This window comes from Chryseobacterium sp. YIM B08800 (genome assembly GCF_026163565.1).
Taxonomy (GTDB): Bacteria; Bacteroidota; Bacteroidia; order Flavobacteriales; family Weeksellaceae; genus Chryseobacterium.
Window position 1 is genome coordinate 1 of record NZ_JAPDKN010000014.1, and the last position, 16,439, is coordinate 16,439.

A 16,439-nucleotide genomic window follows, 5' to 3' on the forward strand; every position below is an offset into this window, starting at 1 on the left:
GCCCTTACTCTTTTTTATTATTCTTTTTTAAACAGGCTCTTAATAAACTGATAAGCTTTGTCATCAAGTTTCAATAGATAAGAACCAGTTTTTAAATTCTGCACAGAAATATTTTTCTTGTTTTTAAAAGGATTTTTCTCTGTGTAAATCAATTGTCCCGAATAATCTACAATTTGAGCAGTCTGAATGTTTTCCGTTTTTCCGCTTACAAAAATGTTTTCATGAACCGGATTTGGATAGATTTTAAACTCTTTTCCAGCCAATAATTCTGTTTCAGAAGTAGATAGCGTTCCTAAATTCTGACAGTAATTGCTTGCGTAAGAATCCCATTCTGAAATATCAAAAGTTGTCACTGGTTGATTAATAGTCGCTTTTCTATATAAAGAAACATTTCCTAAAACTGAAGAATTGTTTTGCGAAGAAACTCCAATTGCATCAACGGTTGTAGATTTGTATCTCAGTTCTAAATATTGACTTCCTGAAAAGGTCATTTGCGGAGCTGCGGTTACAAATTTCGCCTGATTAATGGTAAAACAAGAGAAATTAGCCTCAGGATTTAGAACCACAAAAGTTTCATTATTCTGTACAGTTCCCTCCAGTTCAAAAGGAGCCGGAAAATAATAATTGGTTCCGCTAGGAAACTGAATTGATAATCTGTAATCGCTTAAATTAACAGAATGTCCCGTTTTATTGGTGATTTCTATTGCTTTATTATTTGCCGATCCTTCTAAATATTTTGTAACGATTAAATCTTTTGCATAAATATCCGTTGCTAAAGTGGTTGCGGAAGCTGTATTACTGTCACCGGAAAGTAAATACCCGTTGTCGTAAGCTTTAACGGTATAAGTATAAGTTGTAGAAGGAGTTAAGTGATCTGCAGTGAAAGAATTTCCTTTTGTAGCACCTATTAAAGTTCCATTTTGATAAATTTTGTAGCCAATAACATCTGTGCTTGTACTTGGCGCCCAGCTTAATGTTGTGAAATAAGCACTATTTTGAGTTACTGTTAAATTTGCAGGAGTTGAAGGTGCAACAGTATCCGGAGTTTGTCCCCAAACTGCATTGACCCAAGATGGATTATCGATAAATGGATTTCTGTTTTTCTGCAGATTATAAACCGCATTATTTCTGTCGATTTCCTTTTGAGAAACAGGATCTTGGTTGTGCCATTGAATAAGCATTGCAATATAAGCCGGCTCAAAAGCTCTTTCCTCTGTTCCGTCTAAAGGGTTGGTATCGGATGCAGGATTTACATTATTGTTAAAATTAAAAGTTCCCAACTTTCCTTCATATCTTACAGCAAAATATAATAAACTTCTCGCTACATCACCCTTAAACTCATCAATAGGCTCATAAACACGGCCGGTATAAACATAATTCGGAATTGCATTGTTACTAATTTTTGAAGAATTTGTAAACGTGTAATAATTTGTAGTTCCGGCAATTCCGTAAGGGTAATTACTTCTTAACTGATTAATTCTTGCATCAGTAGGAACAACATAAAACAAGTCAGAATACATCGGGTAATTACTATAAAACGTACTTTGAGGCATCATGTGTTCCCTATTCCATCCTAATCCTTCTGCGTTTGCACTTCCGATAATATTGGCAGTTGTGTATTCATAAGCATCGGGTCCGGTAGGGATTTCAGAATACATATCCAATAAAATTGTAGTGTTGCTCGGTCCGTAATCGTAATATTTATCTAAATCGGTCTGATTGTAATAATTCGTTAAATCACCATAATGCCAATTGATATTCTTTGAAGAAATAATATCATGCAGTTTTGATTTTAATGCATAACCCGTCAATCCTGTCGTTCCGTCATAATATCCTGCCGGAATTTGCGCTGAAACGTAAGCAGATATTAAAAGTATAGGAAGTAGAAGTTTTTTCATGTGTAAAAAATTGGACGGCTAATGTATGAAATAAACATACTTGATACTAATTAATCTGATTAATATATTATTAATAATTTAAATTTAATTTATTGAAAGCTAATTACTTATTTGTGATAACTCAACTTCAGAATAAATTATTTTCGTATTTCGGCAATTTAAGTATCTTTGGGACATAACTATACAAGTAATATGAACACAGAAACGATTAACAACATCAAAATGATCGCCGAAACAGCAAAGGAATTTGCTGAAAAGAATATCAGACCAAATATTATGGAATGGGACGAAAGTCAGACTTTTCCTAAAGAGCTATTTCATCAGTTAGGAGATATGGGTTTTATGGGAATTGTAATTCCTGAAGAATACGGTGGTTCTGGTCTTGGCTATCATGAGTATGTTGCTATTCTTGATGAGATTTCTCAGGTTGATCCTTCAATCGGATTATCGGTTGCTGCGCACAATTCATTGTGTACCAATCATATCTATGAATTCGGAAATGAAGAGCAGAGAAATAAGTGGCTTCCACAGTTGGCTACCGGAAAAGTAATCGGAGCTTGGGGATTGACAGAGCACAATACAGGATCTGATTCTGGTGGAATGTCTACTACGGCTGTAAAAGATGGTGACGAGTGGGTAATCAACGGAGCAAAAAACTTTATCACTCATGCAATTTCTGGTGATATTGCTGTAGTAATGACTAGAACCGGAGAAGTTGGAGCTAAAAATAATTCTACAGCTTTCGTTTTAGAAAAAGGAATGGCTGGTTTTACTTCCGGTAAAAAAGAAAACAAGCTTGGAATGAGAGCTTCAGAAACTGCAGAACTTATTTTTGATAACGTTCGTGTTTCGGATGCAAATCGTTTAGGTGAAGTTGGTGAAGGTTTCAAACAGGCGATGAAAATTCTTGACGGAGGTAGAATTTCTATTGCTGCATTAAGTTTAGGAACTGCAAGAGGAGCTTACAAAGCGGCTTTAAAATATGCTAAAGAAAGAAAACAATTCGGGAAATCGATTTCAGAATTCCAGGCGATCAACTTTATGTTGGCAGATATGGCAACAGAAATTGATGCAGCAGAATTATTGATCCAGAGAGCTTCTACGCTGAAAAATGCTAAACAGAAAATGACAAGAGAAGGGGCAATGGCAAAATTGTATGCATCTGAAGCTTGTGTAAGAATTTCTAACAATGCAGTTCAGATTTTTGGAGGTTACGGTTATACAAAAGATTTCCCTGCTGAAAAATACTACAGAGATTCTAAACTTTGTACTATTGGTGAAGGAACTTCTGAAATTCAAAGACTGGTTATCGGTAGAGATATTACAAAATAATTTTTTGGTTTAATTTACCTTAAAATCAAAATAAAACAAAAGCATGCGTAGATTACGTGTGCTTTTGTCGTTTTATAAAGTGATTTTCGAGATGTTGTATATTTTATTTAATGTAATGCATAATTTATTATGTTAATTATCTAAAAATTTCTTAAATAATTTTGTTTTTAATAATGTAATTTTTATTAGCTTTGGTATTCCAAAATCAAAATAGATACTATATGAAAAAACAACTATTGGTGATTGGAATGCTGGTTTCAGGTATTTCATTCGCTCAGACAGACCGTCTTTGGTCTGAAAGTTCTACAAAAACAACTTCAGAAATTTTTGAAAACAAATCAACAATCAACAATCCGAAAATCTATAGTTTAGATATTAACGGATTGAAAAATGCTTTAGCAAAAGCTCCAAAAAGACTAGCTGTTGGAGAAAAATCAGAAATTATCATCTCTTTCCCAAATTCTGATGGAAAATTGGAACATTTTAAAGTAAAAGAAAATTCCAACTTCGATCCTCAACTGGCTGCGAAATATCCGGATATCAAATCTTACGTTGGTGAAGGTCTGGGAGATTCAAACTCTACTGTGTATTTCAGTATTTCTCCATTAGGATTATCATCAATGGAAATTTATGGTGATAAGTCTGCGGTTTTCATTGAGCCTTATACTAAAGATCTTTCAACGTATGTCGTTTATAGAAAATCGGACAAAAAAGATGATCTTAATAAATTTGAATGTACGGTAATTGATGTGGCTCAGAAAGGAGTTTCAGGCATTGATAATCTTGCAGCGAGACCAAATGCAGATGATGCGAAATTAAGAACGTTTAGGTTGGCTTTATCTTGTACAGGAGAATACACGGCGTATTTTGGAGGCACAAAAGCTAATGCTTTGGCTGCAATGAACAATACAATGACTCGTGTAAACGGAGTTTTTGAAAAAGATTTTTCTGCAAGAATGGTTTTAATTGCCAATAATGATGCAGTAATTTACACCAGTGCTTCCTCAGACCCTTATTCTGCAGCTTCAGGAATGAGCAGCTGGAATTCTCAGCTTCAATCGACTTTAACTTCCGTTATTGGCGAGGCTAATTATGATGTTGGACATTTATTCGGAGCTTCCGGAGGCGGCGGAAACGCAGGTTGCATCGGTTGTGTTTGTGTAAACGGATCGAAAGGAAGTGGTTATACGTCTCCGGCAGATGCAATTCCTTCAGGAGATAATTTCGATATTGATTACGTAGCTCACGAATTGGGTCATCAATTTGGTGGGAATCATACGTTCTCAATGAGCAACGAGGGAACTGGTGTGAATATGGAACCAGGTTCGGGATCAACAATTATGGGATATGCAGGAATTACAAGTCAGGATATTCAGGCGCATTCAGATTCTTTCTTTCATGCGGTGAGTATTCAGCAGATTACAGATAATATTAAAGCTAAAACTTGTCCTACAAGCACAAATACAGGGAATTCTATTCCTACAGCAAATGCGGGCTCAGATTATACCATTCCAAAAGGAACGCCGTTTATGTTAACCGGAACAGGAACTGATGCTAATGGAGATTCGCTAACTTACATTTGGGAACAGATGAATAATGCGTCTTCTTCTCAAACAGGAGCAAGTTCAGCTGCAAGTGCTACAAAAGCAACGGGGCCTACTTTCAGATCATGGACGCCACAAACAACTCCTACAAGATATTTCCCAAGAATGGCTTCTGTTTTAACGGGCGCGACAACAACGGCTGGTTCAGAAATTACAGTAGAAGCTTTATCCAACGTAGCAAGAACTTATAATTTCAGATTTACAGTTCGTGATAACAGAGCAGGAGGTTCGGGAAATAACTCGGATGATGCTGTAATTACGGTAAATGGAACTGCAGGACCATTCAGTGTGAGTTCTCAAAATACAGCAACAACTTATTCTGGAGGAACTTCTCAAACGATAACCTGGAATGTTGCAGGAACTACTGCAAACGGTGTAAATGCTGCAAACGTAGATATTCTTTGGTCTACAGACAGCGGAAATACATGGACGACTCTACTTTCAGGAACTCCAAACGATGGTTCTCAGGCGGTGATGATTCCAAATGCTTCTACAACGACAGGAAGAATTATGGTAAAAGGTTCTAATCATATTTTCTTTGATGTAAACAATGCAAACATTACGGTAAATGCAGGTTCAGGAACTTCTGATACTACTCCACCAACAGCTCCAACTTTGGCGGCTTCGGGTACAACTTCTACAAGCACAAATCTTTCTTGGTCTGGCGCGACAGATAATGTAGCGGTGACAGGTTATGACGTTTATCAAGGTGCTTCATTGGTTGGTTCTACAACTTCTACTTCTTATGTAGTAACAAGCTTAACGCCTTCTACAACGTATAGTTTTACGGTTAAAGCAAAAGATGCAGCAGGAAATAATTCAGTTTCAAGCAATATGGTTTCTGTAACGACTCTTGCAGGAAGCACAGTCACTTATTGTTCTGCAACCGCAACTAATACTGCGGATGAAAGAATCGGAAATGTGAAGTTTGGAACGATTAATAATACTTCTACAGGAACTGCAGGTTACGAAAACTTTACTTCAGTTTCTACAAACGTAACAAGAGGTACGGCTTATACGATTTCTGTAACTCCGGTTTGGACTTCAACTAAGTACAATGAAGCTTATGCAGTTTACATCGATTACAATAAAGATGGAGACTTTACAGATAGCGGAGAATTGGTTTGGACGAAAACAGGCTCTCAAACAAGTCCGGTAACAGGCTCGATCACAATTCCGTCAACTGCAACTCTTGGTAATACAAGAATGAGAGTAATGATGCAATACAGCTCTGTTCCATCGTCTTCATGTGGTTCTTACACTTACGGGCAGGTTGAAGATTATACTTTAAATATTGTATCATCAGGAAGAGGTGATGATTTTGATACAAAAGATTTAATGACTGATATTAAATTGTATCCTAATCCTGCAAGAGATATTTTAAATGTTTCAAATACGACTAGTGAAGATTATAAAATCTTCGATATGGGTGGAAAACTAATCAATTCAGGAAAACTCAAAGAAGGCTCAGTGAATGTAAGCAATCTTGTGAAAGGAGCTTATGTAATTCAGGTGGGCGAAGTTTCTAAGCGATTTATTAAAAACTAATTACCCTCTCAATTAACCTTGAGTAAAAAGGCTGTTCGGAAACGGGCAGTCTTTTTTTATTTGAGATTTTGGGTTTCGGGTTCCGAGATTTAAAACTCGTATAAATCGAATCTTGTATTTCATAACTTTACAGAGTGTATTAATTTAAACCTCGATCAATCATATTTTCTCGTTCCTAATTTTTATATTTGCCTTAAATAATAAAATTTCATGGATAAAATTGACAGCCTGAACCAAGTAGCAGAATTCCACACCACTTTTAAAGCACCTATTTTAGATACTCCACAAATTCCTTCTCAGGAAAGATGTGATTTGAGAGTTGAGCTTTTACAGGAAGAATTAAATGAATTGAAGCAGGCTATTGCAGATAATAATATTGTAGAAATTGCTGACGCATTGTGTGATTTGCAGTATGTTTTGAGCGGTGCAGTTTTAGAATTCGGATTGGGTAATAAATTTGTAGAACTATTTAACGAAGTACAGCGTTCTAACATGTCTAAAGCTTGTGATAACGAAGAGCAGGCAAACGAAACGGTAGAGTTTTATAAAGAAAAAGAAGTTGAATCTTTCTATGAGAAATCAGGAGAAAAATTCAATGTTTACAGAAAAGCAGACCATAAAGTATTAAAAAATAAATACTACTCCCCTGCTGATTTAAAAACAATTATTGAAAATTAATATGAAAAGGATCATCACCAATATTTTTACTCTTTCGGTTCTTACTTTCGCTGTGCAGCAGTTTAGTGCTCAGAAAGTTGTGGTAAACAGAGAAGTAGAAACTACCAATGACGGGAAAATGCTTTTAGGAAACCAGCTTAAAGAGCAGTTTTCGAAAGAGCCTTATTCAGAATGGTACACAAAAGAATTTAATGAATACGCTATAGATAAAAAAGCGGTTGGAGAACTAAGAAAAAATAATATTAATTCTTATAATCTGATTGTTTTTATAGGAACTTGGTGTGAAGACAGTCACAGAGATTTTCCTAGGCTGATGAAAATTCTGGAAGAAGTAAAATATCCGGACAGTAGATTGACGATTATTGCGGTTAACCGTAAAAAAGAATCTCCTACAGGTGATGAAGTAAAATATAATGTTTCAAAGGTTCCTACGATTATTGTCGAAAAATATGGCAAGGAAATTGGAAGAATGATAGAAATGCCGACTACAGGGTACGTAGAAAGAGACCTTGTAGAAATCTTAAAAAAAGATGACGGGTCGGTATTGAAAGAAATATTTAAAAAAGAAAATTGAAAAATTTAAAATTTATTATTCCGTTTGTTGCGGGAATTCTTTTGATGCTGATTCTGTTTTTCAGTTTTAGATCTTGTTTTAAAATGAGCGAAAAAACTGAAAAGTCTGATTATTATATTCTGACGAATCAGATTTCAAAAATGAATAAAATGGTGGTCTTGGAGCAGGATTTTTCTGCGATGCAGAAAACCAAATTTGGTTACGAATTTCTTGGAAAAGAAATGACGAGTAATAGCATTATTACTTATACAAAAACCAATGCGCAGGTTTCTTATGATCTGAATAAAATGAAAATAGAAGTTGATTCTATTAACAAAAAACTGATTATTAAGGAACTTCCGAATGCTGATATCAGAATTACGCCAAGTGTGGAAATTCAGTCGGTTGACGATTCTTTTATCAACAGGATTTCTGAAAAAGATATTAAAAACGTTCAGAATAAGGCTAAGCAAACGGCTATAAAATCAGTTGATCAGAACAAATTAAGAAGTGAAGGTCATCAGCAATTGATGGAAAATCTCAATAATATTTTCGTTTTGGCAAAGGCTTTGAATTATAAGATAGAAGATCAGACCGGTAAAATCGGCGTTCTTGGACTCTAAAAATTCAAAAGTATGGATTCAAAAGACGATAACAAAAAGAAAGAATCTGCCAATTCCGCAGAAACAAAAAAGCAAAATGAAGACTTCCGCGATATCCCGGCATCTTCAGAGAAACAAAATCCACCCGATGTTGATAAGGAAGACGTTCAAAAGTCTTCTAAAAACAAATCCGGAAAAACAGATAATACCAAGTGAAAGCTTGGTATTTTTTATGGCAGCAATTTCCGCCCTCCACTCCCGCTATTTTTTGCACACATTTTAGTCTTAAATAGAATTTTTTCAGCACGCAAAAAATGAGCTCCGCTCAGGTCGGGCTGCAACTTTCTACAGATTTTCAAAATTTACCAAATTAAAGATGATGTGAATTTGAATTTTTGGAAGCCATCAAAAAATGGTAATTCATTGTTAGGTGTAACGCCTTTTTATCTTTAAATATTAAAGATTATATTATTGAATCCCTTTGTTTGACTTTGGATTTAGAAATCTTATCTTACTCAAGTTATTAAAAAAAAATAAAAGAATTATTCCTTGTATTCTTTGCTAAGTAGAACGTCTTTGTGAACTTAAAAAATATGCACAAATAAAGGCAAAAAAGAATCTTTGCGAGGCTTTGCGTTTAGAAACAACCCCGAGTTAAAGTAAAAATGTAAAATAAATTGTATTTTTTGTGAATTATCGTGCTACGATTTCTTAAAGACGTAAAAAAAGCGTATTTTTGCAACTTAAAATTTCTTAGTAAACAATGATAAAAATTACACTTCCAGACAATAGCGTCAGAGAATTTGAAGGAGCAACTACTCCTTTGGATGTGGCAAAATCTATAAGCGAGGGATTGGCTAGAAACACCATTTCCGCAGTTGTAAACGGCACACAAGTCGAAATTACCACGCCTATAACCACAGATTCTACGGTACAGCTTTTGACATGGAATGACGATCTTGGTAAGAAAGCCTTTTGGCACTCTTCTGCTCACCTTTTGGCGCAGGCTATCCTTGAGTTTTATCCTAATGCTAAGTTAACGATTGGTCCAGCTATCGAAAGCGGTTTCTATTATGATGTAGATTTCGGTGACGAAACTTTATCTGAAAAAGATTTCGACAAAATTGAAAAGAAAGTTTTAGAAAATGCTAAAAAAGGATCAACGTTCTCATTATATCCGGTTTCTAAAGAAGAAGCTTTAAAAACGTATGCAGACAATCCTTACAAAGTAGAATTGATCTCTAATCTTAATGACGGAGAAATCACTTTTGTAACACACGATAACTTCACAGATCTTTGTCGTGGTGGTCACATTCCAAATACAGGAATTGTGAAAGCCATGAAAATCTTAAATGCTGCAGGAGCGTATTGGAGAGGAAATGAGAAAAATCCTCAGTTAACAAGAGTTTACGGTATCTCTTTCCCAAAACAGAAAGAACTGACTGAATATCTTGAGTTATTAGAAGAGGCAAAAAGAAGAGATCACAGAAAATTAGGTAAAGAATTAGGGATTTTTGCTTTCTCAGAAAAAGTAGGTGCTGGTTTACCACTTTGGTTGCCAAAAGGTACTGCTTTGAGAAAAAAATTAGAAAATTTCCTTTCTGAAGCTCAGAAAAAAGGCGGTTACGAATTTGTAATGTCTCCTCACATCGGAGCTAAAGAATTATATGTAACTTCAGGACACTGGGATAAATATGGAGCAGACAGCTTTCAGCCAATCAAAACTCCGAATGAAGGAGAAGAATTTATGCTGAAGCCAATGAACTGTCCGCATCACTGTGAGATTTACAAAACTTCACAATGGAGCTACAGAGATTTACCAAAAAGATATGCAGAATTCGGTACTGTTTACAGATACGAGCAAAGTGGTGAGCTTCACGGCTTAACAAGAGTTCGTGGGTTTACTCAGGATGATGCTCACTTGTTCTGTACTCCGGATCAGTTGATGGACGAGTTTAAGAAAACGATTGATTTGGTTCTTTATGTTTTTGGTTCATTAGGTTTTGCTGACTTTACAGCTCAGATTTCTTTAAGAGATCCAGAGAATAAAGAAAAGTATATCGGAACTGACGAAAACTGGGAAAAAGCAGAAAACGCAATCGTAACTGCTGCCAAAGAAAAAGGCTTGAATACCGTTACAGAATATGGTGAAGCTGCATTCTACGGTCCTAAGTTAGACTTCATGGTGAAAGATGCTTTAGGTAGAAAATGGCAGTTGGGAACCATTCAGGTAGACTATAATTTACCGGAAAGATTTGACCTTACTTACATCGGAAGCGATAACGAAAAGCACAGACCGGTGATGATTCACAGAGCGCCGTTTGGTTCTATGGAACGTTTCATTGCAATCTTATTAGAAAATACTGCCGGAGATTTCCCATTATGGTTGGCTCCGGATCAGTTTACGATATTACCAATCAGTGAAAAATATGTAGATTATGCTAAAAAAGTTTCACAACTTTTAGAAAATCACGATATTAGCGGTCTGATTGACGAAAGAAATGAGAAAACGGGTAAAAAGATCCGTGATGCCGAATTGAAGAAGATTCCATTCATGCTTGTAGTAGGAGAAAATGAAGAAAAAGATGGCACAATTTCTGTAAGAAGACGTGGCGAAGGTGATCTTGGAGTAATGAATATCAATGATTTTGTAACTTACTTCAAAGAAGCTTCAAAAACAGGATTTGAGTATCAGGCTTAAATCAAAAAAAAGTAAAAAGTTATTGCAAGTAAAAAGCTTGTAATGATGATTTAAAAATAGAAAGTTAACCAATAAAATTTAATACAATAGCACAGCGATTTAACAACAGAGGCCCACAAAGACGTCCTGTACAAGAGGATTTACACATGATAAACGATAAGATTCGCGTAAGAGAACTTCGTTTAGTGGGCGATAACGTAGAGCCAGGAATTTTCCCTATCGATAAAGCAAGACAAATTGCTAAAGAACAGGAACTTGATTTGGTTGTAATTTCAGATAAAGCTGAGCCTTTTATTGCGAGAATATTAGACTATAAAAAGTTTTTATACGAGCAAAAGAAAAAGCAGAAAGAGCTTAAAGCAAAACAGATCAAAGTTGTCGTAAAAGAAATCCGTTTCGGACCTCAGACTGACGAACATGATTATGAGTTTAAGAAAAAACATGCTGAAAAGTTCTTGGAAGAAGGTTCTAAACTGAAAACATACGTATTTTTCAAAGGACGTTCTATTATCTTTAAAGATCAAGGTGAGATTTTACTTTTAAAACTGGCTCAGGAACTTGAGCACGTTGGTAAAGTAGATCAGTTACCTAAACTTGAAGGTAAGAGAATGATTATGATGATGAGTCCTAAGAAACCAGCTAAATAATTCAGTAAATTCCTTTTTTGGAATGAAGATTATATAACCTCAAAGTAATTTGAGGTTTTTGTTGTTTTCGATAATGAAAAGTTTAATCGACTCGTTTCAAAATGTTTCTGTTATTTTTTGATTAATTTTTTTGAATCTTGAGGTAGATCAAGAAGAGGGTGAAATTTTAGTTCTATCTTTGCTTTAGAAATAAGAAAATATAGCCCCTTATCTCTTTAATATTAATAACAAAAAAAAATTAAACAATGAGTACACTTACATTACAAGACGGAACCGAAATTTTTTACAAAGACTGGGGAAAAGGTCAACCTTTATTTTTTCACCATGGATGGCCATTATCAAGCGATGATTGGGATGCGCAAATGTTTTTCTTCCTTGAACAAGGTTACAGAGTAATCGCTCATGATAGAAGAGGTCACGGAAGATCTGAACAGACTCCTTACGGACATGATATGGATACTTATGCTTCTGATGTTGCCGAAATTGTAAAAGCTTTAGACTTAAAAGATGTAGTTCATATCGGACATTCTACCGGAGGTGGTGAAGTGATAAGATATGTTGCTAAACATGGTGAAGACAGAGTAGCAAAAGCCGTTTTGGTAAGTGCTGTTACGCCGATTATGGTGCAGAACGAAAATAATCCTAATGGTGTACCGATGTCGGTTTTTGATGATATCAGAAATAATACAGCGAAACACAGACAGCAATTTTATATTGATCTTACTTTCCCTTTTTACGGATACAACAGAGAGGGAGTTAATGTTTCTGAGGGTATCCAGAGAAACTGGTGGAGACAGGGTATGAATGGTTCGATTAAAGCACATTTCGACTGTATAAAAGCTTTTTCTGAAACCGATTTTACTGAAGATTTAAAAAGTGTGGATGTTCCGGTTTTGGTAATGCACGGCGAAGATGATCAGATTGTTCCTTTTGAAACTACGGGAAAAATTGCCGCTACTTTATTGAAAAACGGAAAACTAATTTCTTATCCCGGTTTCCCACACGGAATGCCGACGACAGAAGCAGAAACGATTAATAAAGATCTACTGGAATTTATCAGATCTTAATTTAAAACATTCTATATTTGAGCCACGATTTTTCAACGAATCGTGGTTTTAATTTTTTTATAAATTAATTAAAATGTGAATTTTAAACAGAAGCCTTCCCTATTCTCTATAAAATCTTTTTTCATCTCAGAAATTTTTCGTAATTTTGCACACCAATTATCTGCGTGAGGGATAGTAATGAAAAGCCCACAGCAAGCGACAGAATATGCGGATGAGCGAGGACTTGCAATGTATAGCCTGACCCGAATGAGTGAATGAAGCGAAGCGGAATGAACGAGTGAGGGACACGCCCAAAAAGCTAATAGCCAAAAGCTTTTAGCCGACAGCTAAAATATTGATAACAAAAACATAAAAAAGCAAACAATGCCAAAATTAAAAACGAAATCAGGTGCTAAGAAACGTTTTGCTCTTACCGGAACTGGTAAAATCAAAAGAAAAAACGCTTACAAAAGCCACATCTTAACTAAAAAAGAAACTAAGCAGAAGAGAAATCTTACTACTACTTCTTATGTAGCTAAAGTGGATACTAAAAGCGTTCAACGTCAATTAGCAATTAAGTAGTTTTTATAAATCATTATTCGGTTTATAAGAATTCAACAAATTCAACATTTTAACCCTGAAACGGTGCACCAAAGAGCAACATGTGTTGCCGCCCTTTTCAAAAAAACAATTTAAATTATGCCAAGATCAGTAAATGCAGTAGCTTCTAGAGCTCGCAGAAAAAAATTAATGAAACAAGCTAAAGGTTTTTTCGGTAGAAGAAAGAACGTTTGGACTGTTGCTAAAAACGCGGTACAAAAAGCAATGCAATATGCTTACCGTGGAAGAAAAGAGAAAAAGAGAAACTTCAGATCACTTTGGATCATGCGTATCAACGCAGGAGCTAGAGAGCACGGAATGTCTTACTCTCAGTTTATGGGAGCTCTTAAAAAGAACAACATTGAGCTTAACAGAAAAGTTTTAGCTGATTTAGCAATGAATCACCCTGAAGCTTTCAAAGCAGTTGTAGATCAAGTAAAATAATGTAAAATTTTTTGTTATCAATATAAATCCTGAGTTTTTTGCTCGGGATTTTTTTATTATCTACATTTGCGTATTAATAAAAAAGCTTACCATTTAAAGTGAAAAAACTAGCAGGTCTTCTACTTCTTTCTTTGGCATCATACAATTTGAATGCACAGGTCCTTATTCCGGCTTATCAGACGAGAGCCAATCAGGTTACTCAAACCAATATCAATACTCTGCTCCAGGAATTTGCGAGTTATGGTGTAAAAACAACGGGTTCTGCGGCAAATACAAATACACTGAATTGGCTTAAAGCTAAATATCAGTCTTTTGGTTATGATGCAAGTCAGATCACGGAAGATTCTTTCACTTATGGAAATACAACTTCTAAGAATTTAATTATTACAAAAACCGGTACGGTTTATCCCAATACTTATGTCATTATCTGCGGACATTACGACACAGTAACGGGTCCCGGAGTAAGTGATAACGGAAGTGGAACTTCTATTCTATTGGAAGCTGCAAGGATTTTAAAAGATGTTCCTACAGAATATTCAGTAAAATTTATTCATTTTTCGGGTGAAGAGCAAGGCTTGGTTGGAAGCAATCATTATGTGAATAATGTGGTTTTTTCTAATAATGTTCGTCAATTAAATTTAAAAGTTGTTTTTAATATCGATCAGGTTGGTGGTCAACTTGGGAATTTAAATAATACAATTAATTGTGAAAGTGACCAAACATCGGCCGGAGGAACAGCTAATAATGCACCTTCACTTGCAATGACTCAGCAATTGGCGACTTGTACAACACTTTACTCTCCTCTTCAGGTAAATATGTCGAATGCTTATGCTTCAGATTATATGCCTTTTGAAGCAAAAGGTGATATTATTACCGGGTTTTATGAAACGGAAAGAAGTATGAACGAGCATTCTGTGAATGACACTTATGCAAATATAGATCCTGTTTATGTATTTAATGTTGGAAAAGCTGCTGTGGGCGCTTTACAACATTTTGCGGTAGCAACATCGGTTTTAGGAACTAACGAGACTTCTCAAAATAAACTGGAATCTATTAAAATCTATCCAAACCCGGCGAAAGATATTTTGAATCTTGAAATTCCGAAAGAAATTAAAAATTTCAGTTTTGAAATAAAAGATATGAACGGCAGATTAATTTCGGCTCACGAAAATGAAAAGACTATACATGTTTCAAAACTAACAAGCGGAGTTTATCTATGCACTGTAAAATCCGATGGTGAAACAGTTACGAAAAAAGTAATCATCGAAAAATAAAATTTATAAGCCACGAATGCACGAATATTAATATTTCTTTTGATAATATTTGTGCATTCGTGGCAAATAGATAGTTTGATATCAAAACAATCAATTTGTAAGCTTATTTATTTCTGGCTAAAAGTATTTCCTCAATTTCTTTCAGCGAAAAATTCTTAGCCTTCAGTAAAATTAAAAAGTGATACAACAAATCTGCTGCTTCATTTTTAAATAAATCATCGTTGTCATCTTTGGCTTCGATTACCAATTCTACAGCCTCCTCTCCTACTTTTTGAGCCATTTTATTAATTCCTTTTTGGTATAAAGAATAGGTATAAGAATCATCAATCTTATCATCAATTCGCTGATTGATTTTCTCTTCTAATTCATATAAAAATCCTTTAACATCTTTCTCTCCAAAACAACTGAAAGTTCCGGTGTGGCAAACTACATTTTTAGGAATGACCTTAATTAAAATTGTATCGTTATCGCAATCAATATCCATATTTTTTACGGTTAAAAAGTTCCCTGATTCTTCTCCTTTTGTCCAAAGTCTTTTTTTTGAGCGACTGAAAAAAGTAACAATCCCTTCTTCTTTTGTTTTATTAAAAGCCTCTTCATTCATATAACCCAACATTAAAACCTGTAAAGTTCTTTCATCCTGAATAATAACAGGAACAAGCCCGTCTGTTTTATTAAAATCTATTTTCATCTTACATTAATATTTTTATTTTTCAATTCATTTTTTAAATCATTAATTTTAATTTCTCCAAAGTGAAAAATACTCGCTGCTAAAGCTCCCGTTGCTTTGGTTTGATTAAAAACATTTTCAAAATCTTCAGTTTTTCCTGCGCCACCTGATGCGATCACCGGAATATTTACGTTTTCAGAAATTAATTTTGTGATCCTTAAATCGAAACCATTTTTGGTTCCGTCTCCATCCATTGAAGTTAAAAGAATTTCTCCGGCTCCTAATTCTTCTACTTTTTTAGCCCAATCTAAAGTTTTTAAATCCGTCATTTCCCTTCCTCCTTTTACAAAAACCCAATCTGAACCATCAACAAATTTTGTATCGATGGCAACAACAACGCACTGACTGCCAAATTCTTTAGCCAAATCAGAAATCAGTTTTGGATCTTTTACCGCAGAAGAATTAATACTAATCTTATCTGCTCCAGCTTCCAAAAGTTTTCTTACATCTTCCACAGAAGAAATTCCACCTCCAACGGTGAATGGAATACTGAGTTCTTTAGCGATGTTTTTTACCAACTCAACGAAAGTTTTTCGCTCTTCGATGGTTGCAGTAATATCAAGGAAAACCAATTCATCAGCGCCTTCATTCTCGTATTTTTTTGCTAGTTCTATTGGATCTCCGGCATTTCTCAAGCCTTCAAAATTGATTCCTTTTACCGTGGTTCCGTCTTTTATATCCAGACATGGAATGATTCTTTTTTTAAGCATTTTATTTAATTGGGTTACGCAGCGGCTCAAATTTTTTAATTATATTTTTGATAGGATTTTATCCTATCCTTT

Annotated in this window: 15 protein-coding genes; 12 read left to right on the forward strand and 3 right to left on the reverse strand. The window is 35.0% G+C overall.

Annotated features, from left to right (window positions below; all coding sequences use genetic code 11):
- Positions 1-17 precede the first annotated feature (17 nt).
- The gene (locus OEW74_RS06300; protein WP_265427678.1) at positions 18-1,898 is read right to left on the reverse strand and encodes an endonuclease; all 1,881 of its coding nucleotides are present in this window, start codon (positions 1,896-1,898) and stop codon (positions 18-20) included.
- A 192-nt stretch (positions 1,899-2,090) separates the two neighbouring features.
- Here OEW74_RS06300 and OEW74_RS06305 point away from each other — a divergent pair, with 192 nt between their 5' ends.
- The 12 genes from OEW74_RS06305 to OEW74_RS06360 all read left to right on the forward strand — a co-directional run bounded on the left by OEW74_RS06305 (position 2,091) and on the right by OEW74_RS06360 (position 14,927).
- Complete coding sequence (locus OEW74_RS06305) at positions 2,091-3,230, forward strand: acyl-CoA dehydrogenase family protein (protein ID WP_265427679.1); 1,140 nt, start codon at positions 2,091-2,093, stop codon at positions 3,228-3,230.
- 221 nt (positions 3,231-3,451) lie between these two features.
- Positions 3,452-6,382 (forward strand): reprolysin-like metallopeptidase, encoded by a 2,931-nt coding sequence (locus OEW74_RS06310; RefSeq protein WP_265427680.1) that lies wholly within the window; start codon positions 3,452-3,454, stop codon positions 6,380-6,382.
- Between the two features lie 210 nt (positions 6,383-6,592).
- The gene (locus tag OEW74_RS06315) at positions 6,593-7,060 is read left to right on the forward strand and encodes a nucleoside triphosphate pyrophosphohydrolase family protein (protein ID WP_066678581.1); all 468 of its coding nucleotides are present in this window, start codon (positions 6,593-6,595) and stop codon (positions 7,058-7,060) included.
- 1 nt (position 7,061) lies between these two features.
- Positions 7,062-7,634, forward strand: a complete 573-nt coding sequence (locus OEW74_RS06320; protein ID WP_265427681.1) for a TlpA family protein disulfide reductase — start codon at positions 7,062-7,064, stop codon at positions 7,632-7,634.
- Positions 7,631-8,236 carry a DUF4230 domain-containing protein gene (locus tag OEW74_RS06325; protein WP_265427682.1) on the forward strand — a complete coding sequence of 202 codons (606 nt, stop codon included), beginning with the start codon at positions 7,631-7,633 and terminating at the stop codon, positions 8,234-8,236. The genes OEW74_RS06320 and OEW74_RS06325 overlap by 4 nt, the downstream gene beginning before the upstream one ends.
- A gap of 12 nt (positions 8,237-8,248) precedes the next feature.
- Positions 8,249-8,431, forward strand: coding sequence for a hypothetical protein (locus tag OEW74_RS06330; RefSeq protein WP_066678577.1), 183 nt, complete (start codon positions 8,249-8,251; stop codon positions 8,429-8,431).
- A 547-nt stretch (positions 8,432-8,978) separates the two neighbouring features.
- The gene (gene thrS, locus OEW74_RS06335) at positions 8,979-10,916 is read left to right on the forward strand and encodes a threonine--tRNA ligase (RefSeq protein WP_265427683.1); all 1,938 of its coding nucleotides are present in this window, start codon (positions 8,979-8,981) and stop codon (positions 10,914-10,916) included.
- A 146-nt stretch (positions 10,917-11,062) separates the two neighbouring features.
- Positions 11,063-11,563, forward strand: a complete 501-nt coding sequence (infC, locus tag OEW74_RS06340) for a translation initiation factor IF-3 (RefSeq protein WP_066678569.1) — start codon at positions 11,063-11,065, stop codon at positions 11,561-11,563.
- A gap of 245 nt (positions 11,564-11,808) precedes the next feature.
- Entirely contained in the window at positions 11,809-12,630 is an 822-nt protein-coding gene (locus tag OEW74_RS06345; protein ID WP_265427684.1) for an alpha/beta fold hydrolase, read from the forward strand.
- 363 nt (positions 12,631-12,993) lie between these two features.
- Positions 12,994-13,191, forward strand: coding sequence for a 50S ribosomal protein L35 (gene rpmI / locus OEW74_RS06350; protein ID WP_066678566.1), 198 nt, complete (start codon positions 12,994-12,996; stop codon positions 13,189-13,191).
- 117 nt (positions 13,192-13,308) lie between these two features.
- Complete coding sequence (gene rplT, locus OEW74_RS06355) at positions 13,309-13,653, forward strand: 50S ribosomal protein L20 (RefSeq protein ID WP_066678564.1); 345 nt, start codon at positions 13,309-13,311, stop codon at positions 13,651-13,653.
- Between the two features lie 98 nt (positions 13,654-13,751).
- Positions 13,752-14,927 carry a M28 family peptidase gene (locus OEW74_RS06360; protein ID WP_265427685.1) on the forward strand — a complete coding sequence of 392 codons (1,176 nt, stop codon included), beginning with the start codon at positions 13,752-13,754 and terminating at the stop codon, positions 14,925-14,927.
- A 103-nt stretch (positions 14,928-15,030) separates the two neighbouring features.
- Here the strand turns inward: OEW74_RS06360 and hisIE are convergent, their stop codons facing one another.
- Both hisIE and hisF read right to left on the reverse strand, forming a co-directional pair.
- A complete protein-coding gene (gene hisIE, locus OEW74_RS06365) occupies positions 15,031-15,618 on the reverse strand; it encodes a bifunctional phosphoribosyl-AMP cyclohydrolase/phosphoribosyl-ATP diphosphatase HisIE (protein ID WP_265427686.1) in 588 nt (195 codons plus the stop codon).
- The gene (hisF, locus tag OEW74_RS06370) at positions 15,615-16,367 is read right to left on the reverse strand and encodes an imidazole glycerol phosphate synthase subunit HisF (RefSeq protein ID WP_265427687.1); all 753 of its coding nucleotides are present in this window, start codon (positions 16,365-16,367) and stop codon (positions 15,615-15,617) included. Before hisF ends, hisIE begins: the two co-directional genes overlap by 4 nt.
- Between the last annotated feature and the right edge of the window lie 72 nt (positions 16,368-16,439).

Coding starts and splice junctions, on each gene's coding strand:
- OEW74_RS06300 (WP_265427678.1), bottom strand. CDS start 1,898: ATGAAAAAACTTCTACTTCCTATACTTTTAATATCTGCTTACGTTTCA.
- OEW74_RS06305 (WP_265427679.1), top strand. CDS start 2,091: ATGAACACAGAAACGATTAACAACATCAAAATGATCGCCGAAACAGCA.
- OEW74_RS06310 (WP_265427680.1), top strand. CDS start 3,452: ATGAAAAAACAACTATTGGTGATTGGAATGCTGGTTTCAGGTATTTCA.
- OEW74_RS06315 (WP_066678581.1), top strand. CDS start 6,593: ATGGATAAAATTGACAGCCTGAACCAAGTAGCAGAATTCCACACCACT.
- OEW74_RS06320 (WP_265427681.1), top strand. CDS start 7,062: ATGAAAAGGATCATCACCAATATTTTTACTCTTTCGGTTCTTACTTTC.
- OEW74_RS06330 (WP_066678577.1), top strand. CDS start 8,249: ATGGATTCAAAAGACGATAACAAAAAGAAAGAATCTGCCAATTCCGCA.
- thrS (WP_265427683.1), top strand. CDS start 8,979: ATGATAAAAATTACACTTCCAGACAATAGCGTCAGAGAATTTGAAGGA.
- infC (WP_066678569.1), top strand. CDS start 11,063: ATGATAAACGATAAGATTCGCGTAAGAGAACTTCGTTTAGTGGGCGAT.
- OEW74_RS06345 (WP_265427684.1), top strand. CDS start 11,809: ATGAGTACACTTACATTACAAGACGGAACCGAAATTTTTTACAAAGAC.
- rpmI (WP_066678566.1), top strand. CDS start 12,994: ATGCCAAAATTAAAAACGAAATCAGGTGCTAAGAAACGTTTTGCTCTT.
- rplT (WP_066678564.1), top strand. CDS start 13,309: ATGCCAAGATCAGTAAATGCAGTAGCTTCTAGAGCTCGCAGAAAAAAA.
- hisIE (WP_265427686.1), bottom strand. CDS start 15,618: ATGAAAATAGATTTTAATAAAACAGACGGGCTTGTTCCTGTTATTATT.
- hisF (WP_265427687.1), bottom strand. CDS start 16,367: ATGCTTAAAAAAAGAATCATTCCATGTCTGGATATAAAAGACGGAACC.